The 24,202-nt window shown below is 71.0% G+C and carries 26 protein-coding genes and 1 pseudogene; 16 read left to right on the top strand and 11 right to left on the bottom strand.

Annotated elements, in window-relative coordinates; genetic code table 11:
* Nucleotides 1-39 precede the first annotated feature (39 nt).
* On the top strand, nucleotides 40-1,233 hold the full coding sequence (locus tag AB0E90_RS08875) for an MFS transporter (RefSeq protein WP_360401635.1): 1,194 nt from the start codon (nucleotides 40-42) through the stop codon (nucleotides 1,231-1,233).
* Here AB0E90_RS08875 and AB0E90_RS08870 read toward each other — a convergent pair.
* From AB0E90_RS08870 to AB0E90_RS08855, 4 genes are all read right to left on the bottom strand, one after another.
* A complete protein-coding gene (locus AB0E90_RS08870; RefSeq protein WP_360401632.1) occupies nucleotides 1,230-1,634 on the bottom strand; it encodes a hypothetical protein in 405 nt (134 codons plus the stop codon). The two genes, AB0E90_RS08875 and AB0E90_RS08870, sit on opposite strands and share 4 nt — an antisense overlap.
* A 39-nt stretch (nucleotides 1,635-1,673) precedes the next feature.
* On the bottom strand, nucleotides 1,674-1,823 hold the full coding sequence (locus tag AB0E90_RS08865) for a hypothetical protein (protein ID WP_360401629.1): 150 nt from the start codon (nucleotides 1,821-1,823) through the stop codon (nucleotides 1,674-1,676).
* The gene (locus AB0E90_RS08860; protein WP_360401626.1) at nucleotides 1,810-2,331 is read right to left on the bottom strand and encodes a hypothetical protein; all 522 of its coding nucleotides are present in this window, start codon (nucleotides 2,329-2,331) and stop codon (nucleotides 1,810-1,812) included. Before AB0E90_RS08860 ends, AB0E90_RS08865 begins: the two co-directional genes overlap by 14 nt.
* A gap of 142 nt (nucleotides 2,332-2,473) precedes the next feature.
* Nucleotides 2,474-3,052, bottom strand: a complete 579-nt coding sequence (locus AB0E90_RS08855) for a hypothetical protein (RefSeq protein ID WP_360401623.1) — start codon at nucleotides 3,050-3,052, stop codon at nucleotides 2,474-2,476.
* Nucleotides 3,053-3,160: 108 nt separating this feature from the next.
* On the opposite strand from AB0E90_RS08855, the gene AB0E90_RS08850 reads away from it, so the two are divergent.
* The 7 genes from AB0E90_RS08850 to AB0E90_RS08820 all read left to right on the top strand — a co-directional run bounded on the left by AB0E90_RS08850 (nucleotide 3,161) and on the right by AB0E90_RS08820 (nucleotide 9,740).
* Entirely contained in the window at nucleotides 3,161-5,344 is a 2,184-nt protein-coding gene (locus AB0E90_RS08850) for a histidine kinase (RefSeq protein WP_360401620.1), read from the top strand.
* Nucleotides 5,335-5,979, top strand: coding sequence for a response regulator transcription factor (locus AB0E90_RS08845; RefSeq protein WP_360401617.1), 645 nt, complete (start codon nucleotides 5,335-5,337; stop codon nucleotides 5,977-5,979). The genes AB0E90_RS08850 and AB0E90_RS08845 overlap by 10 nt, the downstream gene beginning before the upstream one ends.
* 193 nt (nucleotides 5,980-6,172) lie before the next feature.
* Complete coding sequence (locus AB0E90_RS08840; protein WP_360401614.1) at nucleotides 6,173-7,393, top strand: inorganic phosphate transporter; 1,221 nt, start codon at nucleotides 6,173-6,175, stop codon at nucleotides 7,391-7,393.
* On the top strand, nucleotides 7,390-7,707 hold the full coding sequence (locus AB0E90_RS08835) for a hypothetical protein (RefSeq protein ID WP_360401611.1): 318 nt from the start codon (nucleotides 7,390-7,392) through the stop codon (nucleotides 7,705-7,707). Before AB0E90_RS08840 ends, AB0E90_RS08835 begins: the two co-directional genes overlap by 4 nt.
* A 13-nt stretch (nucleotides 7,708-7,720) precedes the next feature.
* Nucleotides 7,721-8,035 carry a DUF3349 domain-containing protein gene (locus AB0E90_RS08830; protein ID WP_360401608.1) on the top strand — a complete coding sequence of 105 codons (315 nt, stop codon included), beginning with the start codon at nucleotides 7,721-7,723 and terminating at the stop codon, nucleotides 8,033-8,035.
* Between the two features lie 170 nt (nucleotides 8,036-8,205).
* Nucleotides 8,206-9,441: an inorganic phosphate transporter gene (locus AB0E90_RS08825; protein ID WP_360401605.1), complete on the top strand. Its 1,236-nt coding sequence runs from the start codon at nucleotides 8,206-8,208 to the stop codon at nucleotides 9,439-9,441.
* A gap of 17 nt (nucleotides 9,442-9,458) precedes the next feature.
* On the top strand, nucleotides 9,459-9,740 hold the full coding sequence (locus tag AB0E90_RS08820) for a hypothetical protein (protein WP_360401602.1): 282 nt from the start codon (nucleotides 9,459-9,461) through the stop codon (nucleotides 9,738-9,740).
* Between the two features lie 79 nt (nucleotides 9,741-9,819).
* Here AB0E90_RS08820 and AB0E90_RS08815 read toward each other — a convergent pair whose 3' ends face one another.
* A complete protein-coding gene (locus tag AB0E90_RS08815) occupies nucleotides 9,820-10,908 on the bottom strand; it encodes a glycerophosphodiester phosphodiesterase (protein ID WP_360401599.1) in 1,089 nt (362 codons plus the stop codon).
* Between the two features lie 124 nt (nucleotides 10,909-11,032).
* Nucleotides 11,033-11,365 (bottom strand): VOC family protein, encoded by a 333-nt coding sequence (locus AB0E90_RS08810; protein ID WP_360401596.1) that lies wholly within the window; start codon nucleotides 11,363-11,365, stop codon nucleotides 11,033-11,035.
* 217 nt (nucleotides 11,366-11,582) lie between these two features.
* Between AB0E90_RS08810 and AB0E90_RS08805 the strand changes: the two genes are divergently transcribed.
* Both AB0E90_RS08805 and AB0E90_RS08800 read left to right on the top strand, forming a co-directional pair.
* Nucleotides 11,583-12,362 (top strand): hypothetical protein, encoded by a 780-nt coding sequence (locus AB0E90_RS08805; RefSeq protein ID WP_360401593.1) that lies wholly within the window; start codon nucleotides 11,583-11,585, stop codon nucleotides 12,360-12,362.
* Nucleotides 12,363-12,415: 53 nt separating this feature from the next.
* A complete protein-coding gene (locus AB0E90_RS08800) occupies nucleotides 12,416-13,033 on the top strand; it encodes a DinB family protein (RefSeq protein WP_360401590.1) in 618 nt (205 codons plus the stop codon).
* Between the two features lie 116 nt (nucleotides 13,034-13,149).
* On the opposite strand, the gene AB0E90_RS08795 is transcribed toward AB0E90_RS08800, so the two are convergent.
* Nucleotides 13,150-13,767 (bottom strand): MBL fold metallo-hydrolase, encoded by a 618-nt coding sequence (locus tag AB0E90_RS08795; RefSeq protein WP_360401587.1) that lies wholly within the window; start codon nucleotides 13,765-13,767, stop codon nucleotides 13,150-13,152.
* Nucleotides 13,768-13,856: 89 nt separating this feature from the next.
* Nucleotides 13,857-14,111, bottom strand: a pseudogene (locus AB0E90_RS08790) (methyl-accepting chemotaxis protein); the annotation flags it as partial.
* A gap of 35 nt (nucleotides 14,112-14,146) precedes the next feature.
* Between AB0E90_RS08790 and AB0E90_RS08785 the strand changes: the two are divergent.
* A complete protein-coding gene (locus tag AB0E90_RS08785) occupies nucleotides 14,147-14,293 on the top strand; it encodes a hypothetical protein (RefSeq protein ID WP_360401584.1) in 147 nt (48 codons plus the stop codon).
* Nucleotides 14,294-14,358: 65 nt separating this feature from the next.
* Nucleotides 14,359-15,693 carry a serine hydrolase gene (locus tag AB0E90_RS08780; protein ID WP_360401581.1) on the top strand — a complete coding sequence of 445 codons (1,335 nt, stop codon included), beginning with the start codon at nucleotides 14,359-14,361 and terminating at the stop codon, nucleotides 15,691-15,693.
* On the opposite strand, the gene AB0E90_RS08775 is transcribed toward AB0E90_RS08780, so the two are convergent.
* On the bottom strand, nucleotides 15,682-18,633 hold the full coding sequence (locus tag AB0E90_RS08775) for a glycine--tRNA ligase (RefSeq protein ID WP_360401578.1): 2,952 nt from the start codon (nucleotides 18,631-18,633) through the stop codon (nucleotides 15,682-15,684). The genes AB0E90_RS08780 and AB0E90_RS08775 overlap by 12 nt on opposite strands.
* A gap of 44 nt (nucleotides 18,634-18,677) precedes the next feature.
* On the opposite strand from AB0E90_RS08775, the gene AB0E90_RS08770 reads away from it, so the two are divergent.
* Together AB0E90_RS08770 and AB0E90_RS08765 are read left to right on the top strand one after the other, a co-directional pair.
* Nucleotides 18,678-19,820 carry an acyl-CoA dehydrogenase family protein gene (locus tag AB0E90_RS08770; RefSeq protein WP_360401575.1) on the top strand — a complete coding sequence of 381 codons (1,143 nt, stop codon included), beginning with the start codon at nucleotides 18,678-18,680 and terminating at the stop codon, nucleotides 19,818-19,820.
* Nucleotides 19,821-19,876: 56 nt separating this feature from the next.
* Nucleotides 19,877-20,302 carry an OsmC family protein gene (locus AB0E90_RS08765; RefSeq protein ID WP_360401572.1) on the top strand — a complete coding sequence of 142 codons (426 nt, stop codon included), beginning with the start codon at nucleotides 19,877-19,879 and terminating at the stop codon, nucleotides 20,300-20,302.
* Here the strand turns inward: AB0E90_RS08765 and AB0E90_RS08760 are convergent.
* A complete protein-coding gene (locus tag AB0E90_RS08760; RefSeq protein ID WP_360401569.1) occupies nucleotides 20,299-20,844 on the bottom strand; it encodes a CGNR zinc finger domain-containing protein in 546 nt (181 codons plus the stop codon). The two genes, AB0E90_RS08765 and AB0E90_RS08760, sit on opposite strands and share 4 nt — an antisense overlap.
* A gap of 39 nt (nucleotides 20,845-20,883) precedes the next feature.
* On the opposite strand from AB0E90_RS08760, the gene AB0E90_RS08755 reads away from it, so the two are divergent.
* Together AB0E90_RS08755 and AB0E90_RS08750 are read left to right on the top strand one after the other, a co-directional pair.
* Nucleotides 20,884-21,825, top strand: coding sequence for a DMT family transporter (locus AB0E90_RS08755; RefSeq protein ID WP_360401566.1), 942 nt, complete (start codon nucleotides 20,884-20,886; stop codon nucleotides 21,823-21,825).
* A gap of 122 nt (nucleotides 21,826-21,947) precedes the next feature.
* The gene (locus AB0E90_RS08750; RefSeq protein WP_360401563.1) at nucleotides 21,948-22,952 is read left to right on the top strand and encodes a hypothetical protein; all 1,005 of its coding nucleotides are present in this window, start codon (nucleotides 21,948-21,950) and stop codon (nucleotides 22,950-22,952) included.
* Between the two features lie 3 nt (nucleotides 22,953-22,955).
* Here the strand turns inward: AB0E90_RS08750 and AB0E90_RS08745 are convergent, their stop codons facing one another.
* Nucleotides 22,956-24,188 carry an alpha/beta fold hydrolase gene (locus tag AB0E90_RS08745; protein ID WP_360401560.1) on the bottom strand — a complete coding sequence of 411 codons (1,233 nt, stop codon included), beginning with the start codon at nucleotides 24,186-24,188 and terminating at the stop codon, nucleotides 22,956-22,958.
* Nucleotides 24,189-24,202 lie beyond the last annotated feature (14 nt).

Genomic DNA, 24,202 nt, shown 5'->3' with positions numbered 1-24,202 from the left:
GACATCAAACTCGATGCCTATCCTGTCAGAATAGGCTCCGTGATCGAAGCACTGCGGATCCGTGACTTCCGGCTGCTCTGGTTCGCGCGCCTGATCAGCCTGCTCGGCGCGTGGCTGATGGCGGTGGCGATCCCGGCGTACGTGCTGGAATTGACCGGCTCGCTGGCCGCGACCGGCCTCACCCTGGCCGCCGAGTTCCTGCCCCCGGTGTTGATCGGGCCGCTCGGCGGCGTCCTCGCCGACCAGTGGGACCGCCGCCGCCTGATGATCGCGACCGACCTGCTGCGCGCCGTCGCGATCGCGCTGCTGCTGCTCGTCCGCGAGCCGGGCGACGTGTGGCTGGTCTACCTCGCGCTGATCGCCGAGAGCGTCGGCACCGTGGTGTTCCGCCCGGCCGCCCAGGCGAACACACCCGCCGTGGTCGGCACCGGCAGCGCGCTGACCGGCGCCAACGCACTCAACGCGATCACCGACGGCACCGTGCGTCTCGTCGGCGCGCCACTGGGCGGGGTGCTGCTCGGCGTGGCCGGATTCGGCGCCCTGGTCTGGATCGACATCGCCACGTATGTCGTGTCGGCTGCCGCGATCCTGATGACGTCCCGCCTGGTGACCCCGGTGCGCCATCGCGGCCCGGTCGAACTGCGGGCGGGACTCGCGTTCCTGCGCACCGACCGCACCCTGACCTGGCTGCTGGTGGTCCTCACGCTGTTCCTCGCCGCGAACGCGTCGCTGTCCGCGCTGCTGGTGCCGTTCGGGGTGCGGGTGCTCGGCGGCAGCGCCCAGATCGGCCTCGTGATGTCGGCGCTCGGCGTGGGCTTCCTGCTCGGCGCGCCGCTGATCCGCCGGCTCATCGACCGGACGCCACCCGGATACCTGCTGGGCGCCCTGCTCGCCGCGACCGGCGCCGGCTTCGTGCTCCTGTTCACGTCGCGGTCGCTGGTCACCGCCCTGCCGGCGGCGGTGCTGATCGGCGGCTTCGGGTCGGCGGCGCTGGTCACCGCGCAGACCACCGTGCAGCGCCGCACCCCGAACCCGGTGCTGGGCCGGGTGAGCGCGGTGCAGTTCACCGGTGAGGCGGTCGCCACCCTGCTCGGCGCGCTCGCCGGCCCGGCCATCACCGGCGCCCTGTCCCTGACCGCAGCCGCCTACCTGGCCTGCGCCGCCACCGTCCTGAGCGGCCTGCTCGCGGTCCTGCTCCTGCCCCGAACACGAACACAGCCGACTCCGGCCTAGCGCAAGCCCGCGACCAGGGCGAACTCCCCGTCCGCGCTGCGCCGGACGGTCAGCGGCGGGTAGCCGGCCGCACCCAGCATCGCGGTCAGCTCCTCCGCGGAGCGGTGGTAATAGCGCCACAGGTGGACGCGTTGCCCGGCCGGCAGCGCGAGCCGGCCGGCCGGCGTCACCGGCCCGGTGAGGCGGATTCGCAGGTAGCGTTCGCGGGTCTCGCCATCGAAGCCGATCTCCGGGTCGCGCGTGGAGTGCAGGATGTTAGGAGTGGTGTCGCTCTCCTGGAACGAGACGAACCGGTCCCAGGTCGCGGCGCCGCCGCCCATGTAGGAGAAGCGGGCGTCGATCTCACCGGTCGCCGCCAGGTGGTCCACGATGCGGTCGAGCTCGTCCGGGGTGAACGTCATGTCGACCATCTTGGATGACCGGAGCGGCTGGTGGGCCGGCTACTCCTTCCGGTCCTTGTCGTCCATGATCGGCTTGACGATCGGCTCCTTGCTCGGCTTCTCGGTGGTCATGAAGACGAGGGCGAAGATCACCGCGACGACGGCGAGCGGGATGCCGGCGAACAGGAGGGTTCCTTCAAGATCGCTCACCGGCCAAAGATACGCCGGTCGGCGCCAGCCGGTTCTGCGCCGCGCAGAGGCCGGCCAGAAGTACGCCGCAGAGCACCTGCACGCCGAGCGCGACCGCGGAGTGCACCGCCCAGGCGCCCACCAGGGTCGGGCCGCCCCAGGCGCCGGGGAGCACCTGCGGGTCGGGGGTGAACGGATGACCGATCGCGGCGATCGTGTCCGGGCGCAGCGGGTACAGGTAGCCCGAGTACGCGACGAACAGCTGCATCGCCGCCGCCGCGAAGGCCAGCAGCGCCGGGACGAACACCAGCAGACTGTGCCGCAGGACGCGGACCGGGCCGGGGCTGACGTCGTGCCCGGCCGGGCCGGCGCCGACGACCGGGAAGCGGGCCGCCATCCGCAACTGCAGGCGTGCCGCCGGCCCGGCCAGCCCGGTCAGGGCCATCGGGATCGCGGCGAGGGCGAGGGGCAGCCCGGTCAGGCCACGGACGAGCGGTTCGAGGATCCAGCGGCGTACTCGTGATCGCATGTTCCGACCCTGCCGAACCGCGGCGGTGCGGACGACCGGGGCAGCACGTCCTCGATGGTTCGGCTATCCGCACCCCCACGCGATCGCGGTGCCGAACGTGAGGTCGGCCAGCAGGCGCAGGGCCTCGTCGACGGCGCCCCGCTCACCGGCCCACTCGTAGGTCAGAACGCTCTCGCCGTACCGCTCCGGTGCCGTCACCCGGCCGCCGTACGGCCACCACTCCGAAGACCCACACAAGCACGGCATTGACGAGTACGGCGAGCCAGCCGACGTTGGCGATGTGCGCGACCGGCCAGGCGAGCGCGGCGGCCGCCAGCAGACCGGCGATCCACGCCGGCGCGATGCGGCGCAGGACGGCGGCGCCGAGCAGCAGGGTGAGCGGAAAACAAAGACCAAGAGGCTTGATGAGTACGGCGGCGCCGCTCGCGTCGACCAGGTCGGTGTCGCCGAGCGAGACATGGATGGTGTTGAAGCCGTACGCCACGTTGCCGGCCGCGCCGAACACGCCGACCACCAGCAGGACCGCGGCCGGCACGCCGTGGCCGAGGGTCGCCAGCCGGAGCATCACGAGGGTGTAGCCGGCGGCGCCGAGGACATGGAACACGGCGGCGGCCGGGTCGGCCCAGCCGCGGGTCGCGTACAGCAGGTCGGCGATCAGATAGACGGCGGGCGCGACCAGCAGCGACCCGGTGAGCACACGTTCCAGAGGTGTCGAGTTCATGGCTTTCAACCTCGTCGCGCCGGGCCCGCCGGGCATCCGGGCCGGCCCTCCCACAAATGCCGGGTTAACCCTGGTCACAGCGCGCGCCGGCGCTGGCACGATACAGGCGTGCTGCGCTGGGTGGTGGGTGCGGCGACCGGTGCGCTGGTCGCCGGTGGCTTCGCGCTCGGGGTGCACGTCGGCAACCTGCACAACGGACTGATCGCGGTGTCGTTCGCCGCGGTCGGGCTGTACGTCCTGCACCGCCGCCCGGGCAACCGGGAGGGCCGGCTGTTCGTCGCGGTCGGCGCCGCCCACGCGGTGATGTTCGCGGGCCGGCAGTACGGCCTGCACGCCGGGCCGTTGCCGGGCGCCTCGTGGCTCGGCTGGCTCGGCGTCTGGCCGCTGCCGCTGGTGCTGGTGCTGGTCGGGGTGGCGGTGATGTGCTTCCCGACCGGGCGGCTGCCGTCGCGCGCGTGGGCGCCGGTGGTCGGCGTACTGGCCGCGGTGGGATTGGTCCTTGCCCTGGTCTCGGCCCTGTGGCCGGTCGAGCAGGCCCGCACCGGCCTGGTCGCGGGCCACCCGTTCGCGGTGCCGGGTCGGGCGGCCGCGGAGGCTTTCTACGACGTCGCCCGGCCGGTCGGCTATCTGCTGTTCCAGCTGACCTGGGTGGCGTGCGTGGTGGTCCGGGTGCGGCAGGCGCGCGGGGCCGAGGCCCGCCAGCTGCGCTGGTTCCTCTTCGCGGCTACGGTGTCGGCCGCGGTGATGGTGGCCGGCCTGGTGGTCTGGGGATCGCCGGTGTCGGGCACGCTGACGGCGCCGCTGCTCGCCGTGGCGGCCGGCGCCGCGATCCTGCGGTACCGGCTCTACGACATCGACCCGGTGATCAACAAGTCGCTGGTCCTCGGCGCGATGGCGGCCGTGGTGACCGCGGGTTACGCCATCGTCGTGACCGGCATCGGCCGCCTCGTCGACGGACACGGCACGCTGCTGTCGATCGTGGCCACCGGTCTCGTCGCGGTCGCGTTCGCGCCGCTGCGCGCCCGGGTGCAGCGGCTCGCTGACCGGCTTGTCTACGGGCGGCGGGCCACCCCCTACGAGGCCCTCGCCCGGCTGTCGGCGCACTTCACCGCCCCGGCCGGCGGCCTCCTCGACGGCATCTGCACCACCGTGGCCGACGCGGTCGGCGCGCGCCAGGTGATGCTGTGGACCGGCCCGGCCGACGACCTGCGCGCCGCGTCCGCCTGGCCGCCGGCGACACCGCTGCCGCCCGGCCCGCACACGCTGGCCGACCTGGCGGCCGGCCCGCGTCCGGTGGGCAAGCAGGCGGGCGGCCCGCGCACGTTGGCCGACCTGGCGGCCGGCCCGCGTCCGGTGGGCAAGCAGGCGGGCGGCCCGCGCACGACGGAAGACTTGGCGGCCGGCTCGCTTCCGGTGGACAAGCGGGCGGGCGGCCCGCGCGCTCTCGAAGCGCCGGTGGCGGTCGAGGTGTGGCACGACGGCCGGTTCCGCGGGGCGCTCGCCGTGACCATGGCGCCGGGCGCCGTCCTGTCGGCCGCCGAGCAGCGCCTGGTCGGGGACCTGGCTGCGCAGGCGGGGCTCGTTCTGGAGCTGCGGGCGACCGCCCAGCGGCTGATCGTGGCCGGGGACTCTGCCCGCCGGCGGCTGGAACGCGACCTGCACGACGGTGCGCAGCAGCGCCTCGTCACCGTCGCGATGGAGCTCGGCGCGGTGGTGCGGCTGGCCGGCGACACCGAGGTCGCGGCGCGGGCCGAACAGGTCCGCCGGCAGTTGCTCGAGGCCACCGCCGAGCTGCGCGAGATGGCGCGCGGCCTGCACCCGGCCGTGCTGACCCAGGACGGCCTCGAAGCCGCGATCGAGTTCCTCGCCGACCGGTCGGCGCTGCCGGTGCGGCTGACCATCTCGGTGCCGCGGCGGTTGCCGGCCGAGGTCGAGTCGACCGCCTACTTCGTGGTCAGCGAAGGCCTGACCAACGCGGCCAAGCACTCAGGCGCCGGCACGGTCGCGGTCCGGGTGGAGTTCGCCGAGGCCAGCCCGACCGCTCTCGCCGAGGCCGGCCTGACCGCTTTTGCCGGGGCTGGCCCGACCGCTTTCGCCGGGGCCGGGCCGACCGCTTTTGCCGAAGCCGGGCTGGCCGTCGAGGTGTTCGACGACGGCTGCGGTGGTGCGGCTGTGCGGGCGGGTGGTGGGCTGGAAGGGCTGGCTGACCGGCTGGCCACGCTGGACGCCCGCCTTGTCGTCGAGAGCGGCCCGGGCGGCACCCGGCTGCGGGCGGTGATCCCGTGCGGGTGATGCTCGCCGACGACGCGGTGCTGTTCCGCGAGGGCATGGCCCGCATCCTCGCCGATGTCGGGTTCACCGTGACCGGGCAGGCCGGCGACGGCGCCGCGCTGCTCGGCCTGGTGCGCGCCGACCCGCCCGACGTCGCTGTGCTCGACCTCCGGATGCCGCCCGGGTTCGCGGCCGAGGGCATCGACACCGCGGCGGCGATCCGCGCGGCCGCGCCCGGCGTCGGTTTGATGCTGTTGTCGCAGTACGTCGAGGTGCACCACGCGCTGCGGCTGATGACCGAATTCGACGGCGGCGTGGGCTACCTGCTCAAGGACCGCGTCTCCGACCTCGGCGCGTTCGGGACCGACGTGCGGAAGGTGGCCCGTGGCGAGACGGTGATCGACCCCGAGCTGGTGGCCCGGCTGGTCGCCCGGCGGCGGGTGCGCGATCCGCTGGACGCGCTCACCGACCGGGAGCGGGCGGTGCTGGCGCTGATGGCGCAGGGCCTGTCCAACGCCGCGGTCGCCGCCGACCTGCACCTGGCGATCAAGACGGTCGAGGCGCACGTGACCTCGATCTTCACCAAGCTGGGGCTGTTCCAGCACGAGCGCGAGCACCGGCGGGTGCGGGCCGTGCTGACCTTCCTCCGGGCCTGACGAACGGCCTTACGAACGGGCCGGGCAGCGTTCCGGTACGGTTTGCGCGCCGGTTCCTTACCCGTGGCCCAGCTGTGGTGGAAACCTGAAATCGGCTTACAAGTCGACTAACCCCTGGCCAACAGCGGTGGAACTCTCAACACGTCGGCCCGAAGGTCTTCAGGTCTGACTTTTCCGGAGCCAGTCTGGCCCGGTGACAGAGTCAACGGTCATTCTGGCCCTGGTGGTCATCACCGCACTCGGTTTTGACTTCACCAACGGGTTCCACGACACCGCGAATGCGATGGCCACGTCCATCGCCACGAACGCGCTGCGGCCGAAGGTGGCCGTCGCCCTCTCCGGTCTGCTCAATCTCATCGGCGCGTTCCTCTCGGTCGAGGTCGCGCTGACCGTCACCAATGCCGTCGTGAAGATCCAGAATTCGGACGGTACGCCGAAGCCCTCGCTGACCGAGCACGGCGGCGAGGCCCTCCTGATCATCGTGCTCGCCGGCCTGGTCGGCGGCATCGTCTGGAACCTGCTCACCTGGCTGCTGGGCCTGCCGTCCAGCTCGTCGCACGCGCTGTTCGGCGGGCTGATCGGCGCGAGCATCGCCGGCCTCGGCTGGGCCGGCGTCAACTGGAACGGCAACGGCAGCAAGCTCGACGGCGTCGTCGGCAAGGTGATCCTGCCGGCCATCATGTCGCCGGTCATCGCCGGTGTCGTCGCGGCCGTCGGCACCTGGCTGATCTACCGGGTGGTCACCGGCGTCGCGCAGCGGTTCACCGACAACGGGTTCCGCTGGGGCCAGATCGGCAGCGCCTCGCTGGTCTCGCTCGCGCACGGCACCAACGACGCGCAGAAGACGATGGGTGTGATCACCCTGGCGCTGATCGCGACCGGCGACTGGACCGACACCAAGAACATCCCGCTCTGGGTGAAGATCGCCTGCGCGCTGGCGATCGCGCTCGGCACCTACCTGGGTGGCTGGCGGATCATCCGTACGCTCGGCAAGGGCCTGGTCGAGATCGCGCCGCCGCAGGGCATGGCGGCCGAGTCGGCGTCGGCGGCGGTCATCCTGGCCTCCAGCCACCTCGGCTTCGCGCTGTCGACCACGCACGTGGCCACCGGCTCGATCCTGGGGTCCGGGGTCGGCAAGCCGGGCGCGCAGGTGCGCTGGAAGGTGGCCGGTCGGATGGTCGCGGCCTGGCTGATCACGCTGCCCGCGGCGGCGATCGTCGGCGCGGTCATGTGGTTCCTCGGTGATCTGATCGGCGGGCTCGGCGGCGCGATCCTGATCTTCGTGCTGCTGCTGGTCGCGGCCGGGTACATGTACCTGCGCTCGCGCCGGGAGCCGGTCGGTCATCACAACGTCAACGACGAGTGGGAAGGCGCGCCGGAGCCGGAGCGCGTGCCCGCGGGGAGCGCCTCATGAGCGACAACTTGGGATTCGCCCTTGAAGGGGCATGGAAAGTGCTGTTCGCTGGGCTTATCCTCGGCGCCGGCCTTCCGCTGCTGTTCGCGTTGGGCATCCGGTCCCTCGCCTGGGGCGCCGGCGGCGAGGCCGAGGTGCACGAGAGCGGGGTCGGTGGGCCGAAGGCTCAGCCGATCGGCACCGTGATCGGCTGGATCCTCTTCGCGATCGTGCTGGCCGGCATCGTGCTGGGCATCACGTTCGTCGTTGCCAGCGGCTTCGGCAAGGCGCTGAGCTTCGAGCACATCTACCCGACGATCATCGACAAGCACTGACAGGGAGCCGGAAGTGAGCGACCGTTCGAACTTCCTGACACGCAGCGTGCAGTGGCTGCGCGCCGGCTACCCGACCGGCGTGCCGCGGCAGGACTATGTCGCCCTGCTCGGCGTGCTGCGCCGCAAGCTGACCGAGGACGAGATCCGGGGCATCGCCAAGGATCTCGCCGAGCAGTCGACGGTCTCCGACGACCCGATCAGCGGGCAGGACATCGAAGAGTTGATCAAGGAATCGATGCTGCAGAACGCGACGCCCGCGGACGTGGCGCGGGTGTCGGCACACCTCGCGGCCGGTGGCTGGCCGCTGGTGGATCCACCAACCGAATGATGAACCTCACATGAACGGCCGGGTGCGATGCGCCCGGCTGTTCTCTTTCTGCGACGATCCCGCTACGTACCGCTCACATTTGGGAAACATGAGGTTAACGAGGGTCGAACTTCGAAGAGGTGACGTTCATCCTCTAGCAACCGCACAGCAGCGCAGGTGACCATCGCTTTGTGACACAAGCTTCGGTGGTCCTCGCCCTGGTCATCGTGACGGCACTCGCCTTCGATTTCACCAACGGGTTCCACGACACGGCGAACGCGATGGCCACGACCATCGCCACCAAGGCGCTGAAACCGAAGACGGCGGTCGCCCTGTCGGGCGTCCTCAATCTCGTCGGCGCCTTCCTCTCGGTCCAAGTGGCGCTCACCGTCACCAACGCGGTCGTCAAGATCCAGAACTCGAACGGCACGCCCAAGGCGTCGCTCGTCGCGGGTGGTGGCAGCGCCCTGCTGCTGATCATCCTGGCCGGCCTGGTCGGCGGCATCATCTGGAATCTGCTCACCTGGCTGCTCGGCCTGCCGTCGAGCTCCTCGCACGCGCTGTTCGGCGGCCTGATCGGCGCCACCATCGCGGGTCTCGGCTGGGCCGGGGTCAACTGGAACGGCGACGGGTCGAAGCTCGACGGCGTCGTCGGCAAGGTCCTGCTGCCCGCGCTGCTGTCACCGGCCATCGCCGGGGTGGTCGCCGCCGCCGGCACCTGGCTGGTCTACCGCATCACGGCCGGCCTCGCCGCGCGCTACACCGACCGGGGCTTCAAGTGGGGCCAGATCGGCAGCGCCTCGCTGGTCTCGCTCGCGCACGGAACCAACGACGCGCAGAAGACCATGGGCGTCATCACGCTCGCGCTGATCGCGACCGGCGACTGGACCGACACCAAGAACATCCCGTTCTGGGTCAAGGTCGCCTGCGCCCTCGCCATCGCGCTCGGCACCTACCTGGGTGGCTGGCGGATCATCCGCACCCTCGGCAAGGGCCTGGTCGACATCGCGCCGCCGCAGGGCATGGCCGCGCAGTCCAGCTCGGCCGCGGTCATCCTGGCCTCCAGTCACCTCGGTTTCGCGCTGTCGACCACGCACGTCGCCACCGGCTCGGTGCTCGGCTCCGGCGTCGGCCGCACCGGCGCCCAGGTGCGCTGGCGGGTGGCCGGCCGGATGGTCCTGGCCTGGCTGATCACGCTGCCGGCCGCCGCCGTGGTCGGCGCCCTGACCTGGGCGCTCGGTAACGTGATCGGCGGCCTGGCCGGCGCGCTGACGATCTTCGCCCTGCTGGTGGTGTTCTCGGTCGGGGTGTGGATGCGCTCGCGCCGGGTGCCGATCAGCCACCGCAACGTCAATGACGACTGGGACTCGGTGGCCGAGACCCCGGCCCCGGCCGACCCCGCCCGCGTCCCCGTCACCGCCGCCTGAGTAGAGAGCTTCCGATCATGCACAACCTCGGTTTCGCCCTCGACGGCGCGTGGCGGGTGCTGCTCGCCGGACTGGTGCTCGGCGCCGGCCTGCCGGTTCTGTTCGCCCTCGGCATCCGGTCGCTCGCCTGGGCCGACGCCGGCGGCGTGGCCCGGCCGGCCGGGCGCACGCTCGGTTACGGGCTGTTCGCCGTCGTCATCCTCGGCGTGCTGCTCGGCATCACGTTCATCGTCGCGACCGGCTTCGGCAAGGCGCTGAGCTTCGAGCACATCTACCCGACGATCGTTCCCAAGCACTGAACGGCCCGCTGTTGATGTGAGCAGTCGGGTGACGGCCGCCGTGCGGTTGTGGAAGCCGTCACCCGTACCGTAAAAGTGGTTATTTCTGTAGTTTTCGGGCGAGGACCCCGATGTCGGCCTGGTCGGTGAAGAGGCCGTCGATGCCGGTGTTGAGATAGGTGATCTGCTCGTCGATCGCCCGGCCGTAGGCGTTCGGGTCCGTGCCGACCTGGTAATCCTTCGGCAGGAACTGGTTCTCGGCGCGGAACGTGTAGGGGATGACCTTGACGCCGGCCGCGTGCGCGTCGCGGACCAGGCTGGTGGGCGCGCCCAGGGTGTTGTCGGCGTTCCGCGGGATGACCTGGTTCTTGTCGGGACCGATGCCGTCCGCGTAACGGGACAGCTCCTTCAGCCCGGACGGCGTCAGATATTCGGCGTACGTCGTGGTGTCGTTGAACGGCGATCCCGACGCGCTGGTCAGGAAGATCAGGTCGACCTTCGCCCGGCTCCGGATGTCACGCAGGTTGGCCGCCTCGAACGACTGGATCCACACCTTGGCGCCGCGCCGGTTGAGACCGGCCCGGTCGAGCGTGCGCAGCAGCGGCGTCTCCAGCTCCAGACCCAAGCGGCGGAAGTACGTGGGGTGCTTGGTCTCCGGGATGACGCCGAGGTCGCGGTCCAGCTCCTTGGACAGGCGGGCCCGCAGATCGAGCATCTCCTGGAACGTCGGCACCTCGAAGAGGCCGTTATAGAGCGTGTTGCGCTGCCGGACGGCAGGCAGTCGCTCGACCGCACGCAGCGTCTTCAGCTCGGCCAGCGTGAAGTCCTCGGTGAACCAGCCGGTCACGCTGACCCCGTCGAGCGACACGGTCTTCTTGCGCGACGCGAACTCGGGCCGGCCCGCCACGTCGGTGGTGCCGCCGATCTCCGGCTCGTGCCGGCAGACCAGCACGTGGTCCTTCGTCGAGACCAGGTCGGGCTCCAGGTAGTCGGCGCCCAGCCGGGCCGCCAGCTCGTACGACGCGAGCGTGTGCTCAGGCCGGTAGCCGGACGCGCCGCGGTGCCCGAAGACCTCGCTCGTCCTCGTGCGGCCGTTCGCAAACGCCACCGCCGGGGCGGTGGCCGCCCCCAGCGCGGGTCCTGCAGCGGCGGCGGCGCCCAGCAAAAGCACCTGACGTCGGTCGGCCACGAATTCCTCCACGGGACGCGGCGCCCGGCGTCCGTCGCCGGGGCTCCCGCTGGCAGTCGACCGTCTGCGAAAGACCGAGCGGCAACCTCGACGTGGCGATCACGAGAACGACATGAAAAGTCAGTCAGCCGCCGACGCCGAACTCGTTGCCGTCCGGGTCGAGGTAGACCGCTTTGCGTACGCCGTTGTCGTACTCCTCGCGCTTGTCCGGCTCGAGGCCGCGCGCCGCGATCCGCGCGACCCAGCCGTCGAAGTCGTCGACGAACACGGTGATCAGCCCGTGCCCGGCGTGCTCCGGCTTGACGGCGATGTAGACCGATCGGCCCTCGGCGACCTCCCAGACCGCCTCGATGTCGTTCGGGATGAACGCCGGCGGGGTGCCGAGCAGTGTTTCGTACCAGCTCAGGGCCCGTTGGTAGTCGCTGACCGGGATGCCGGCGAAGAGGGTGAGGTCCATCCCGCGATGCTAATCCGTGGCTCTCTTCCGAGGGATCTCCAACATTTGGCACACTTGCTGGTTTTTTGCCGCATCTGCCCTGGTAGATCGGCTGAACGACCTATGTGGATCGCCATAGTGGATCTCCAGAGGCACGTTTGCGCTGAGTGCGGGTGGGTGAACATCGCAGTACAGTTCCGCTCGCCCCTTGATCACCCGCAATCCGGAGGTCCCTTCGATGGCAAGCTGGGTTCTCATTCCCTGCTTGAAGACGCTGTTCGCGGAGTTCGACCGGATCGCGCCGAGTCGCGACAAGGCCAGCGACGGCAGCATCGGTGACACCGCGCATTCGCAGGAGTCGTCCGACCACAACCCGGACGAGACGGGCAACGTGCCCATCCACGATGCCGACAAGGTCAACGAGGTCCACGCGATCGACGTGGACAACAACCTGAACGAGAGCGACCTGACCATGGAGAAGGTCGTGCAGTTCCTGCTCGGCCGCTGCCGGTCGGGCGCCGAGAAGCGGCTGCGCTACATCATCTACAACAAGCGCATCTGGTCCGCGTCGTCCAGCTGGGTGCAGAAGACCTACACCGGCGCGTCGCCGCACACCGAGCACGCCCACTTCTCGGCCTCGTACACCACTTCCCTCGAGGCCAGCACGGCTTCCTGGCACCTGGAGGACATTCCCGTGGCGCTGACCGCTGCCGACAAGACCTGGATCACCAACACGATCGTGGCCCAGACGCAGAAGGCGATCGACTCACGGCTTGCCGCCATCGGCAAGGAGGTCACCACCGACTACCGGGTGGCCGGCACCAACACCCCCGGTTCCACCTACACCCGGAACCTGGCCGACCTGAGCGGCGACGTCTGGTTCGCGGCCATGGTCGGCACCACCCGGGCCGGCGACCCGCTGCCGCCGGACGGCGTCTTCGCCAAGCTCCTCGAGGACCTGGCCGTGCTGACCGCCAAGGTGGACTCCCTCACCGCGCAGATCGAGAAGGCGGCCTGAAATCGGCCGGCCGGCGGCCCACGCCGCCGGCCGGCAGGGCCGATAATCGCGGGATGCTCTCCGACGACCTCACGCGTACCGTCGCGCTCGCCCGCGAAGCCCTCGGCGCCGTCGCCGATCTCGACTGGCAGGCGCCGGCCGGCAGTCTGACCTGGACGTGCTGGGAGACGGTCGAGCACATGAGCGACGACCTGTTCGTCTACGCGGCCCAGCTCGGCCCGGCGACGCCGTCGCTGACCACCCACGTGCGGTTCGGCTGGAGCCGGCGGCGCGACGGCGGCCCGGCCCTGACGATCTTCGTCGATCCGGCCGAGGGCAACCGGGCGCTGCTGCAGGTCTTCGAGTCCTGCGGCACGATGCTGGCGTCCACCGTCGACGCGGTGCCGACGACGCGGCAGTCCTTCCACGAGTACGGCCCGTCGGACGCCTCCGGGTTCGCCGCCATGGGCGTGGTCGAGGTGCTGGTCCACATGCACGACGTCGCCGCCGGCCTGGGCCTGCCGTGGACCCCGCCGGCCGACCTGTGCACGAACGCGCTGCGCCGCCTCTTCCCGACGATCCCGGCCGGCGACCCCTGGCCGACCCTGCTCTGGGCCACCGGCCGGGGCGAGCTGCCCGGCCGCCCGGCCCTGTCCTCCTGGACGTGGGACGGCAGCGTGCGGGCCGGTTAGCAGCCCCGGCCCAGAATCCTTGATGTCGGGGTCCTATCCGCCCTCCGAGACCCCGACATCACGGAAACCGGTGTGACACTGGCTGCAGCTTCTTGCGTCGTCGCCGGTTCATCCGGTCAGAGGTCGACCGACTCGCCCAGGGGGATGCGGGCGTACTCGGCGCCGCCCTTGTTGCCCACCCACCAGTCGAAGCTGCCGATGCCGACCTCGCTGAGGTGGGCGTCGTGGATGGGGAAGGCCCGGGCCGGCTTGACCGCGCGGGTGAACTCGATCGCCTCGCCGAGCTTCAGCCACGGGCCGGAGGCCGGCACCAGCAGCGTCTCGACCGGCTCGGCCGGCACGAACAGGGAGTCGCCGGGGTGGTAGATGCCGTCGACGACGAAGCCCAGGTTGGGGCAGCCGGGGATGCCGTCGATGATGTCGGCGTGCAGGCCGCCGACGGCCTGCACGGTGAAGCCGCCCGCGGTGAACGTGTCGCCCGCGTTGACCGCGGTCACGCCGTCGCCGAGCTCGGCGGCGAGCGCCGGATGGGTGTGGATCGTCAGTGCCGGGTTGCTGCGCCGGGCCGCGGCGAGCGCGTCGGCGTCCACGTGGTCGTCGTGCTCGTGGGTGATGAGGACCGCGGTGGCGCCGGTCAGCGACTCCGGCTCGGAAAGGGTGCCGGGGTCGATCACGAGCACTCGGTCGCCGCTCTCGAGGCGCACGCAGGCGTGGCCGAATTTCGTCAGACGCATCCGATCAAGCTACCCGCTGACGATGGCCGCGATATACCCGACGAGGATGCCGGCCGGCGTGGAACCGCCGGTCGGCATCCTGATCGGCGTCAGTAGCGGAAGGCCGAGACCAGGCTGGTCAGCTCGCCGGACATCCGGGCCAGCTCGGCGGTGGCCTGCCGGGTCTCGGCGACGCCCGCGCTGGTGGTGTGGGCCGCGTCGGCGACGCCGGTGATGGTCTGCGAGATCTCCTCGGTGCCGCCGGCCGCCTCGGTGACGCTGCGGTTCATCTCGGCGGTGGTGGCGGTCTGCTCCTCGACGGCCGAGGCGATGGTGGTCTGGAAGTCGCTGATCCGGCCGATCACGTCGGGGCCTGCACGGCGACTCGACCGCGCTGCGGGTGATCCGGAAAGCGCGGGTGGTGCGGCTCGTGCGTTTCTCGCCCGGCCTGTGGACCATCGTCACGGCGCTGCTGCCTGCCGAGCTGGAGCGGGACCTGCGCATCGACCGCCACCCCGACGGGCGGCCGCGCCGGCCGGGTGGCTGAGGGGAAGCTGAGGGCGGCCTTTCGCCGGGCGGTGTGGCCGGAAGGCGGCCGGTACGGTCGTCGGCATGGACCTTCAGAAGTGGCTCGATCAGGCCGCCGAGCGGCATGGCGTTCCCGGCGCGGCGGTCGCCGTCGGCACCAGCGACGGGGGCCTGGTCGAGGCGGCCACCGGCGTGGTCAACCGCAACACCGGGGTGGAGGCCGACCCGGACAGCGTGTTCCAGATCGGTTCGGTCACCAAGGTGTGGACGGCGTCGCTGGTCATGCAGCTGGTCGCCGAGGGCCTGGTCGAGCTCGACGCCCCGGTGCGCCGCTACCTGCCCGAGTTCGGTGTGGTGGACGAGGCGGCCACCGAGACCGTGACCGTGCGCCAGCTGCTGTCGCACACCGGCGGCTTCGACGGAGATCTGTTCGAGGACACCGGCCGCGGCGACGACGCCCTCGACAAGCTGCTGGTCTTCATGCGGGCCGAGGCCACCCAGGTGCACCCGCCCGGCGCGATGTTCTCCTACGCCAACTCCGGCTACTGCGTGCTCGGCGCCCTGGTCGCCCGGCTGCGCGGCGGCACCTGGGAGTCGGCCATGCGTGAGCGCCTGATCAAGCCGCTCGGCGTCACCCACCTGGCCCTGGGCGCCGAGGAGGCGGTGCTGTTCCGGGCGGCCGTCGGGCACCTCGGCGACGAGCAGGACGTCTTCACCGCGTGGCAGTTGCCGCGGTCGAACGCCCCGGCCGGCTCGACGCCCTGCGCGGCCCCGCGTGAGCTGGTCAGACTCGGCCGGATGTTCCTCGCCGACGGCCTCGCCGCGGACGGCACCCGGGTGCTCCCGGCCGGCACGTTCGCCACCATGCTCGAGCCGCAGATCATGCTGCCCGCGCCGGGCGACCGCTACACGGCCCGGTGGGGCCTCGGTTTCATGCTCTCCGACTGGGACGGCGTGCCGGTGGTCGGCCACGACGGCAGTACCCCGGGCCAGACCACCTGCTGGCGGATCGTGCCCGACCGCGGCGTCGTCATCGCGATCAATGCCAACGGCGGTTCGGCGGCCGCGCTCGTCGACGACGTGCTCACGCTGGTGCTGGCCGAGACGGCCGGCATCCGGGTGCCGGCGCGAGTGGTGCCACCGGCCGAGCCGGCGCCGTTCACCCAGCGGAGCGGCGGCTACGAGGGGCCGGTGGCGCGCTACCAGGTGGACACCGTCGACGGTGGCCTGGAGATCACCGCGATCCCGAAGGGCTGGGCCGCCGAGATGGGCGAGAAGCCGACCACCGCCCGCTACGTCGCGCTCGGCGACGACCGTTTCGTCGCCGCCGAGCCCGACGAGGGCGTGTACCCATGGGTGGCGTTCCTCGCCGAGGGCCGCTACCTCTACAACGGCCGGGCGATCCCGCTAGTGGAGTGACGACCAGTCGAGCAGGCCGTCGCCGAGGTCGCGGACGGTGGCCAGCAGACCGAGCCGGGCGGCCCGCAGCGCCGGGTCGTCGGCCATCACGAAGACCTCGTCGAAGAACGTCGACAGCGGGCCGGCCAGCCGGCCGACCGCCTTGGTGAACTCGAACAGGTCGGGCTCGGCCGGCCGGGTCACCCCGGCCACCGCGTCGTGCAGGGCCAGCTCGGCCGGCTCCTTCAGCACCGACGGGTCGTAACCGGCGGGCGTCCCGGCCGGGACGATGCGGCGGCAGCGCTGGATCGCCTCGGCCACGGCCACGAAGTCGGGGTTGCCGGCCACCTCGCCGAGCTGGTTGAGCAGGTTGACGGCCACCGACGGGCGGTCGGCGTGCGGCAGGACGGCCCGCACCCTCTCCACCGGGTAGCCCTCCTCGACCAGGGCCTGCTCGAGGCGCTTGGCGAGGAAGTCGGCGCAGGCTCTTTTCACTTCGGGTGAGACCAGGACGGGCTGGTTCGCCTTGTCCAGCGCCGACGACAGCGAGAGCGAGGCCAGGGCCGGGTGCGCCCGGTGCACGGCCAGCAGACCGAGCACCGCACGGCGTACGGCGAACGGGTCGCTGCTTCCGGTGGGCAGGCCGACCGTGGCGGCCAGGCCGGCCACCAGGTCGAGGCGGTCGGCCAGGGACAGCAGCGCGCCGGGCAGTGAGGCGGGCAGGTCGTCGCCGGTGTTGCGGGGCAGTTCGGCCTCGTAGACGGCCTGGGCGACGGCCCGCGCCTCGCCGGCGTGCAGCGCGTAGTCGCGGGCCATCACGCCGGCCAGGCTGGTCATCTCGGTGACCAGCTGCGAGCCCTGGTCGAACTTCACCAGCTCGGCGGCGCGGTCCAGGGTGGCCGAGCTCAGCCCGAGCTCCGCCGCCAGCGACAGCGCCAGCGACGCGATCCGGGTGGCCCGGTCGGCCATCGAGCCGAGCTTGTCGGTGAAGGTCAGCCGGTCGAGCCGGGCGCGCAGGTCAGCGAGGGGCTCCTCCCGGTCGGCGCGGTAGAAGAACGCCGCGTCCTCGTAGCGGGCCCGCAGCACCGCCTCGTTGCCGGTGCGCACCAGCTCCACGTCGACCGGCCCGTTGGCCACGGTCACGAACATCGGCAGCAGCGCGCCGTCGGCGTCGCGCACCGGCAGGTAGCGCTGGTGCTTACGCATCACGGTGGTCAGCACCGCGTCGGGCAGCGCGAGGTAGGACTCGTCGAACGTGCCGAGCAGCGGCGTCGGCGCCTCCACCAGGTAGGTGATCTGGTCGATCAGCGCCTGCTCGCCGCGCACGTCGATCCGGCCGTCCGGATAGACCTCGTCCTGCGCGCCGGTGACGATCAGCTCCTGGCGGTCCTCGGCGTCGGCGACGATGCCGTTGAACGCGAGCGTCTCCATGAAGGTCTCGGCCGACGCGATCTCGATCAGCGGGGTGGCCGAGGTGCGCAGCACGCGGGTCTGGCGGCCGGCGGACAGCGCGCCGACCGCGACCGGCACGACGTCGTCGCCCCACAGCGCGACGAGCCAGCGCACCGGCCGGCTGTAGGACAGTTGTGGATCGCTCCACCGCATGTTCTTCGCGCCGCGCAGTCCGGAGACGACCTTCGCGAGCACCGGCGCCAGAACTTCGGCTGCCGCGCGACCGGCTTCGTGCTTTTCGACAACCACATGGCGTACGCCGTTGAACTCCGCCTCGGTGACCGCGCCCGGGGTCACGCCCTGTCCGCGCAGGAAGCCACGCAGCGCGGGCGTCGGTTCGCCGTCGGCGGCGTACGCCTGGGCGACCTTGGGGCCGCGCACCGTGCGCACAGCATCGTTCTCGCGGGCCGCGACGTCGGCGACCACCGCGACCAGCCGCCGCGGGGTGACGAAGACCCGCACGTCGCCGTGGGCGAGCCGGGTGCCGTCGAGACCGCTTTTGACCTCGCGTTCGAGGTAACCGGCGGCGGCCCGGCACTCGCTCGGCGGCAGCTCCTCGGTGCCGATCTCGAAGACCAGCAACCGCGCGCCGTCCTTCTCGGCGGGCAGCGCGACCGGGGTGGCCAGCGCGGTCGCGGCCGACAGCCCGAGCGGATGGCCCAGCTCCTCGCGGCGGGCCACCCACAGCTTGGCCACCTCGCCGGCGAGCCGCCGCATCCGGCCGAACTCCCTCGCCCGGTCGGCGGTGGAGACGGCGCCGCGGGAGTCGAGCACGTTGAACGCCTGCGAGCACTTCAGCACGTACGTGTGGGCGGGCACCGGGAGTCCGGCATCGATCAGCCGCTGGGCCTCCGCCGCGTACAGCTCGAGCAGTTGGCGGTTGGCGGCCACGTCGGCGTCGTCGAGGTAGTAGCGGGACATCTCGTACTCGTTCTGGCCGAACACCTCGCCGTACGAGATTCCCGGGCCGTACTCGATGTCCTTGAAGTGGCTCTTGTCCTGCAGCGCCATGATGATGCGCTCGATGCCGTAGGTGATCTCCACCGAAACCGGGTCGAGGTTGAGGCCACCGGCCTGCTGGAAGTAGGTGAACTGGGTGATCTCCAGGCCGTCCAGCCAGACCTCCCAGCCCAGGCCCCACGCGCCGAGCGCCGGCGACGCCCAGTTGTCCTCGACGAAGCGCACGTCGTGGGCGGCGACGTCGATCCCGATCGCGGCGAGACTGCCCAGGTAGAGCTCCTGCGGGTGGCCCGGGTCGGGCTTGAGGATCACCTGGAGCTGGGTGTGCGTCTGCAGCCGGTTCGGGTTCTCGCCGTAGCGCGAGTCGTCCGGGCGCACCGACGGTTCGGTGTAGACGACCCGCCAGGGCTCGGGACCGAGCACCCGCAGGAAGGTGGCCGGGTTGAGCGTTCCGGCGCCGACCTCGGTGTTCATCGGCTGGACGGTCAGGCAACCCTGTTCCGTCCAGTACGCGGTCAACCGGGCCAGTGCGTCCTGCATGGTGAGCATGGGTGGCAAGTCTAGGAGAGCCTCGGGGCGGGTAGGTACGGAATATGCTCGCTGGAGATCTATACGGCTTCGAGGACCTCCTTTCGAAGGACGAAGCAGCAGTTGTCGAACGGGTCCGCCAATTTCTTGCCGCCGAGGTGGCGCCGATCGCGAACGATCAGTGGTCGCGCGCTTTGTTCCCGATGGAGTTGATCAAGCGCTACGCGGACCTGGACATCGCCGGCAAACCGGGATCGTCTCTGCTCAACGGGTGGCTGGCGCTGGAGATGGCGCGCGTGGACGCCTCGATGGCCACGTTCTACGGCGTGCACTCGGGGCTCGCGATGGGCAGCATCCGCGCCTGTGGCTCGGCTGAGCAGCAGGAACGCTGGCTGCCGCCGATGGCCGCCTTCGACCAGGTGGGCGCGTTCGCGCTGACCGAGCCGACCGGCGGCTCCGATGTGGCGGCCGGCCTGCGCACCACCGCCCGCCGCGACGGCTCCTCGTGGGTCCTGAACGGTCAGAAGCGCTGGATCGGCAACGCCACCTTCGCCGACCTGATCGTGGTGTGGGCCCGCGACGTCGAGGACGACCAGGTCAAGGGCTTCGTCGTGCCGGGAGACGCGCCCGGGTTCACCACCACCAAGATCGAGAACAAGATCGCTCTGCGTACGGTGCAGAACGCCGACATCACCCTGGTAGATGTCCGCGTGCCCGATGCAGATCGGCTGGCGAACGCGAACACCTTCAAGGACACCGCGAAGGTGCTGCGGGCCACGCGCAGCGGCGTGGCCTGGGAGGCGGTCGGCGTGATGATGGCCGCCTACGAGATCGCCCTGGCCTACGCGAAGGAACGCGAGCAGTTCGGCAAGCCGATCGCCGCGTTCCAGCTGGTGCAGGACCTGCTCGTGCGGATGGCCGGCAACGTGACCGCATCGCTGGGCATGTGCGTGCGGCTGGCCCAGCTGCAGGACGACGGCCGCTACCGCGACGAGCACTCGGCGCTGGCCAAGGCCTACTGCACCACCCGGATGCGCGAGGTGGCCGGCTGGTCCCGCGAGCTGTTGGCCGGCAACGGCATCGTGCTCGACTACGACATCGGCCGCTTCGTCGCCGACGCCGAGGCGCTCTACTCCTACGAGGGCACCCGCGAGATCAACACCCTGATCGTGGGCCGCGCGGTCACCGGCCACAGCGCCTTCGTCTGAGCTCGGACGGCTTGCCCGACCCGGTCCACGCGATCATGGTGGGCTAGGTTCGAGGCATGGCGGACCAGACCTTGCGCTCGGTGACCCTGCAGCGTTCGAGCCTCGGGCTGTACGAGGTGCAAAACGCCCGCGGCGGCACGATGACCATCGGCACCGGCGACGGCGCCGAGTTCACCCCGGTCGAGCTCCTGCTCGCCGCGCTCGGTGGCTGCACCGGCGCCGACGTCGACTACATCACCAGCAAGCGCGCGGAGCCGGTCAGCTTCACCGTCCACGTCAGCGGGGACAAGGTCCGGGACGAGGCCGGCGGCAACCGGCTGGCCAACCTTGCCATCGAGCTGCACGTCGCGTTTCCGGAGGGCGCCGCCGGCGACGCGGCCCGGGAGATGCTGCCGCGCGCGGTGCGGATGTCGCACGACCGGCTCTGCACCGTCTCGCGGACGGTCGAGCTCGGCACCCCGGTGGACACCCGGGTTTCTTAGGTGTGGCGGGTCGATCGCGCCCGCGCCCGGTAGGCGGCTACCGCGTTGCGGTTGGCGCACGCGGTGCTGCAGAACCGGCGAGAACGGTTGCGGGTCAGATCCAGAACGATGCCCGCACAGTTCTCGTCGGCGCAGATCGCGAGACGCGACATCTCGTCGCCGCGAATCAGATCGGTCACCGCCATCGCGGTCTCCACGATCACCCGCCGGGTTAGAGCCTCGCCGGCCTCGACCGCGTGCACGTGCCAGTCGAGGTCGTCGTGCCGCACCAGCCGGGGGACCGCGCTCTCCTCAGCCATGATCCGGTTCACCATCGCGGCCGCGTCGTCCCGGCCGGCCGTCAGCAACTCCCGCAGTGCCGGCCGCAGCGCGCGCAGTGACCGCAGCTCGGCCTCGTCCCGGTCGCGCCGGCCGGTGTACTGATACCTGGCATACCAGGCGTCCACATCGTCGATCGTGAGCAGCGTTTCCGGTTCCTCACCGGTGTTGACCAGCTCGACCGCCGCCTGCAGCGAAATCTCTGTGTCATGGGCTAGGAGCACCTTGACATATTACCGCGCCCGCTCCTAGCGTCATCTGTCATGACGCAGATAGCCGATGACACTCGAAAGGTCTCCGCCGGCGTCGGCGGCGGCATCGCGCTCGCCATCGTCTCAGCGACGACGTTCGGCCTCTCCGGCCCACTCGCGACCGGCCTGCTCGCCAACGACTGGAGCCCCGGCGCGATCGTGCTCACCCGCATCGCCATCGCCGCCGTGGCGCTGGCCCCGTTCACGGTGGTCGCGCTGCGCGGCCGGTGGCGGCTGCTGCGCACCCAGGCGATGCAGATCCTGGTGTACGGAGTTCTGGCCGTCGCCGGCGCCCAATTCTGCTACTTCTCGGCCGTCGCCGTGATGGACGTCGGACCGGCCCTGCTCATCGAATACACCGCACCCGCCGCCGTGGTCGCCTGGCTGTGGATCACCCGCGGCCAGCGCCCCAGCCGGCTGACCGTGATCGGCGCCGCGCTGGCCGCCGCCGGCCTGGTCCTGGTGCTCGACCTGATCTCCGGCACCGACCTGGCCTGGTCCGGCATCGCCTGGGCGTTCGCCGCGATGATCGGCGCCACGGCGTATTTCCTGATCTCCGCCGACGACGGCTCCGGCCTGCCCCCACTGGCCCTGGCCGGCGCCGGCCTGACCGTGGGCGCCGCCGCCCTCGGCCTGCTGGCCGTCATCGGCGTCCTGCCGATGCGCGCGAACACCGCTCCGGCCGCCTACGCCTTCGGCGACCTGCCGTGGTGGGCGCCGCTGGTCCTGCTCGGCGTCCTGACCGCGGCGGTGGCCTACGCCACCGGCATCGCCGCGATCCGCCTGCTGGGCTCCCGAGTGGCATCGTTCGTGGCCTTGCTGGAGGTGGTGGCCGCGGTCCTCTTCGCCTGGCTGATGGTCAACCAGCTACCGGGCGTCGCCCAGCTGGCCGGCGGCCTGCTGATCATCGCCGGCGTGGTGGCAGTCCGCCTCGGCGACCGCGACATAATCTGACGTCTGGGATGATCGGGGGATCCCGTCAGCCGTCGATCTTGGACGTGAGACAAATCGTAGGACGTGCCGCCCGCGTCGTTGCCAGCCTCGTCCTGGTTGCCCTTTGCGTGGGGACGATAGTGGTGCTCTGGATTCTCTATCGGAATTTCCAGCTGGAGTCCGCCGTCCCCGAACCGCCGCGTGACCGCGGCGAGGTGCAGCTCTTCTTCGATCGGCCGTCCGTGCCCGCAGTCCTCGAAGTGCGCATCGACGATCGGCACCCCGGATCTGCGATGATCGATTATCAGATCAATCTGGACGACGACTACGCCGGCCCGAGTGTCCGATTCTTCCTCACCTTCTCCGGATCGGCCCGCGTCCCGGAGACCTATCCCAACGGCGATCCCGACCAGACCGTGAACGGATGCTGGCATACCGCTAGTGTCGTGCTCGCGGAGGAAGACGCCGCCAGTTGCTACGAGGAGAAGCTCGGCTCGGGTGCGGGCTACACCGCGCCCGAGTATCGCGTCGACACCCAGGTGGTGACCGGCGTGATGGGCGGCAAGGATGCGGCACGGCGCTTCGTCAGCGTCACTGCCTTTCCCCGGCACGGTTACTCGACGTCGGCCGGAAAGCGGACATATTTTGCGTTGCCCGGATTCGGCACGCCCTACATTCCGGCCGGCTATCGTGCCGAGGCCGACAAGGAACTGGGCCGGAACAATCGTGGATATGTGCCGTCCCGGCTGGACATGAGCGTCGATTACGGAGAGCTCGCGGCGACCGAGAGGCTCGACAGCATCGCGCCCGATCCCGGGAAAGCGGGCACAAAATCCTGGGTCGAATTGGACGCGTCGATGCTCGAGGCCCACGGATCCATCGTCAACAACGTGCTGGAGGAGAAGGCTCAGCGAAACACCTTCCTTTATGGGGCATTCGTCGGTATCGCTGCCACATTGCTGCCCATTCTGGTGCAATACCTTGTCGGACTATGGCGCCGGCCCGCGGCCGCCGCACCCGCCCCAGGTCCGCCGGAAATGACGCCACGCCCGGCTTCCGCGAAGGTAAGCCTGCCAGGAACGGAGCTTCTCCACACTCGGCTGCAGCGCAGCGCGACCCGGTCGGCGCGAACGGATCGCCGGGGCTGAAGGTCAGCGCAGGCCGGCGGCCATCTCCATCAAGTGGGTCACGACGGCGTCGGAGGCGCGGACGCCGTCGTGTTCGAACTCGTTGGTGACCCAGGTGCGGACGTTTCCCACTGCGGCCGCGGTTTCCAGCGAGAGGCCGGCGTCGACGTACATGTCGTCGGCGTAGACGGCGGCAAGCACCGGCACCTCGTTGGCGGCCAGGCGCTCGGGGGAGTAGAGCGCCGGCCAGTCGTCGGCCGACGCCAGAATGTCCGCGGCGGCGGCGTAGGGGCGCAGTGCGGCGATCTGGTCGAACATCCAGGGGTACATCATCTCGCCGGTGAACAGCAGCGGGTCGGCGTCGGCCGCGAAGGCCGGGTGATTCGGGAGCGCGCGGGACGCGGCCCACGCGGTCGGGCCCTTCGCGTGGGCGTAGCAGAACTCCTGCAGGGCGTACAACGGGTTGTCGATGAAGCCGGTCAGCGCCATCACTTCGTACAAGAAGGTGTCGGACAGCGGCTCCTCGAGCAGCGCGTGCACCTGGTCGTAGCCGTAGCTCATGCCGAAGAGGCTGCCGAGGAAACGGAACCGCTCCACCGTCAGCCGGTCGCCGTCGGGCAACCGGACGTCGGTGGCGGCCAGTTGGTCGGCGATGCGGCGGACGACGGCGGCGTCGCCCGGGAAAGCGCGGTAGAACTCGGCGTTCTTCGCGGCGACCCGCGGGTAGGTGCGGGCGTACACGTCGTCGGCCGTCGCGGTCAGGCCGGGCAGGCCGCCGGTGACGTAGCAGGTGCGCAGGCCCTGCGGGGCGGCCGACAGGTACGCCATGGTGACGAACCCGCCGTAGCTCTGCCCGAGCGTGTCCCACCGCGCCCCGCCGGCGACGCGTGCACGCAGGATCTCGGCGTCCGCGACGATGCTGTCGGCGAGGTGCAGGCGCAGGTGATCGGCCAGATCCCGGGGCGAGCGGTCACCGGCGGACAGGCGGGTGGAGAGGCCGGTGCCCCGCTGGTCGAGCAGCAGCACCCGGTGGGTCCGCACGGCCCGCCCGATCCAGCCGTCGGCCCGCAGCGGCCGCGGCGGCTTCCCGCCCGGCCCGCCCTCCAGGTAGAGCAGCCACGGCAGATCCTCGCCCACCCGATCGGCCGCCACCACCTCGCGCGCCAACACCTCGATCGTCCCCCGCTCCGGTCGCCGATGATCGAGCGGCACGGTGACGGTGTGGTCGGTGAAACGCAGGCCGGGGTGAGCGATCATGAAATTGACCCTAC

It is taken from the genome of Actinoplanes sp. NPDC026619, assembly GCF_040638295.1.
GTDB lineage: Bacteria > Actinomycetota > Actinomycetes > Mycobacteriales > Micromonosporaceae > Actinoplanes.
Note: the sequence above shows the minus strand (reverse complement) of the source record. Positions and strands in the feature narration are given on the sequence as shown.

What these genes read in the sequence shown, in the direction of transcription:
- AB0E90_RS08745 (WP_360401560.1), bottom strand. Translation starts at nt 24,188, where the DNA reads ATGATCGCTCACCCCGGCCTGCGTTTCACCGACCACACCGTCACCGTG.
- AB0E90_RS08805 (WP_360401593.1), top strand. Translation starts at nt 11,583, where the DNA reads ATGGCAAGCTGGGTTCTCATTCCCTGCTTGAAGACGCTGTTCGCGGAG.
- AB0E90_RS08755 (WP_360401566.1), top strand. Translation starts at nt 20,884, where the DNA reads ATGACGCAGATAGCCGATGACACTCGAAAGGTCTCCGCCGGCGTCGGC.
- AB0E90_RS08780 (WP_360401581.1), top strand. Translation starts at nt 14,359, where the DNA reads ATGGACCTTCAGAAGTGGCTCGATCAGGCCGCCGAGCGGCATGGCGTT.
- AB0E90_RS08860 (WP_360401626.1), bottom strand. Translation starts at nt 2,331, where the DNA reads ATGCGATCACGAGTACGCCGCTGGATCCTCGAACCGCTCGTCCGTGGC.
- AB0E90_RS08855 (WP_360401623.1), bottom strand. Translation starts at nt 3,052, where the DNA reads ATGAACTCGACACCTCTGGAACGTGTGCTCACCGGGTCGCTGCTGGTC.
- AB0E90_RS08820 (WP_360401602.1), top strand. Translation starts at nt 9,459, where the DNA reads ATGCACAACCTCGGTTTCGCCCTCGACGGCGCGTGGCGGGTGCTGCTC.
- AB0E90_RS08775 (WP_360401578.1), bottom strand. Translation starts at nt 18,633, where the DNA reads ATGCTCACCATGCAGGACGCACTGGCCCGGTTGACCGCGTACTGGACG.
- AB0E90_RS08810 (WP_360401596.1), bottom strand. Translation starts at nt 11,365, where the DNA reads ATGGACCTCACCCTCTTCGCCGGCATCCCGGTCAGCGACTACCAACGG.
- AB0E90_RS08870 (WP_360401632.1), bottom strand. Translation starts at nt 1,634, where the DNA reads ATGACGTTCACCCCGGACGAGCTCGACCGCATCGTGGACCACCTGGCG.
- AB0E90_RS08765 (WP_360401572.1), top strand. Translation starts at nt 19,877, where the DNA reads ATGGCGGACCAGACCTTGCGCTCGGTGACCCTGCAGCGTTCGAGCCTC.
- AB0E90_RS08795 (WP_360401587.1), bottom strand. Translation starts at nt 13,767, where the DNA reads ATGCGTCTGACGAAATTCGGCCACGCCTGCGTGCGCCTCGAGAGCGGC.
- AB0E90_RS08835 (WP_360401611.1), top strand. Translation starts at nt 7,390, where the DNA reads ATGAGCGACAACTTGGGATTCGCCCTTGAAGGGGCATGGAAAGTGCTG.
- AB0E90_RS08800 (WP_360401590.1), top strand. Translation starts at nt 12,416, where the DNA reads ATGCTCTCCGACGACCTCACGCGTACCGTCGCGCTCGCCCGCGAAGCC.
- AB0E90_RS08770 (WP_360401575.1), top strand. Translation starts at nt 18,678, where the DNA reads ATGCTCGCTGGAGATCTATACGGCTTCGAGGACCTCCTTTCGAAGGAC.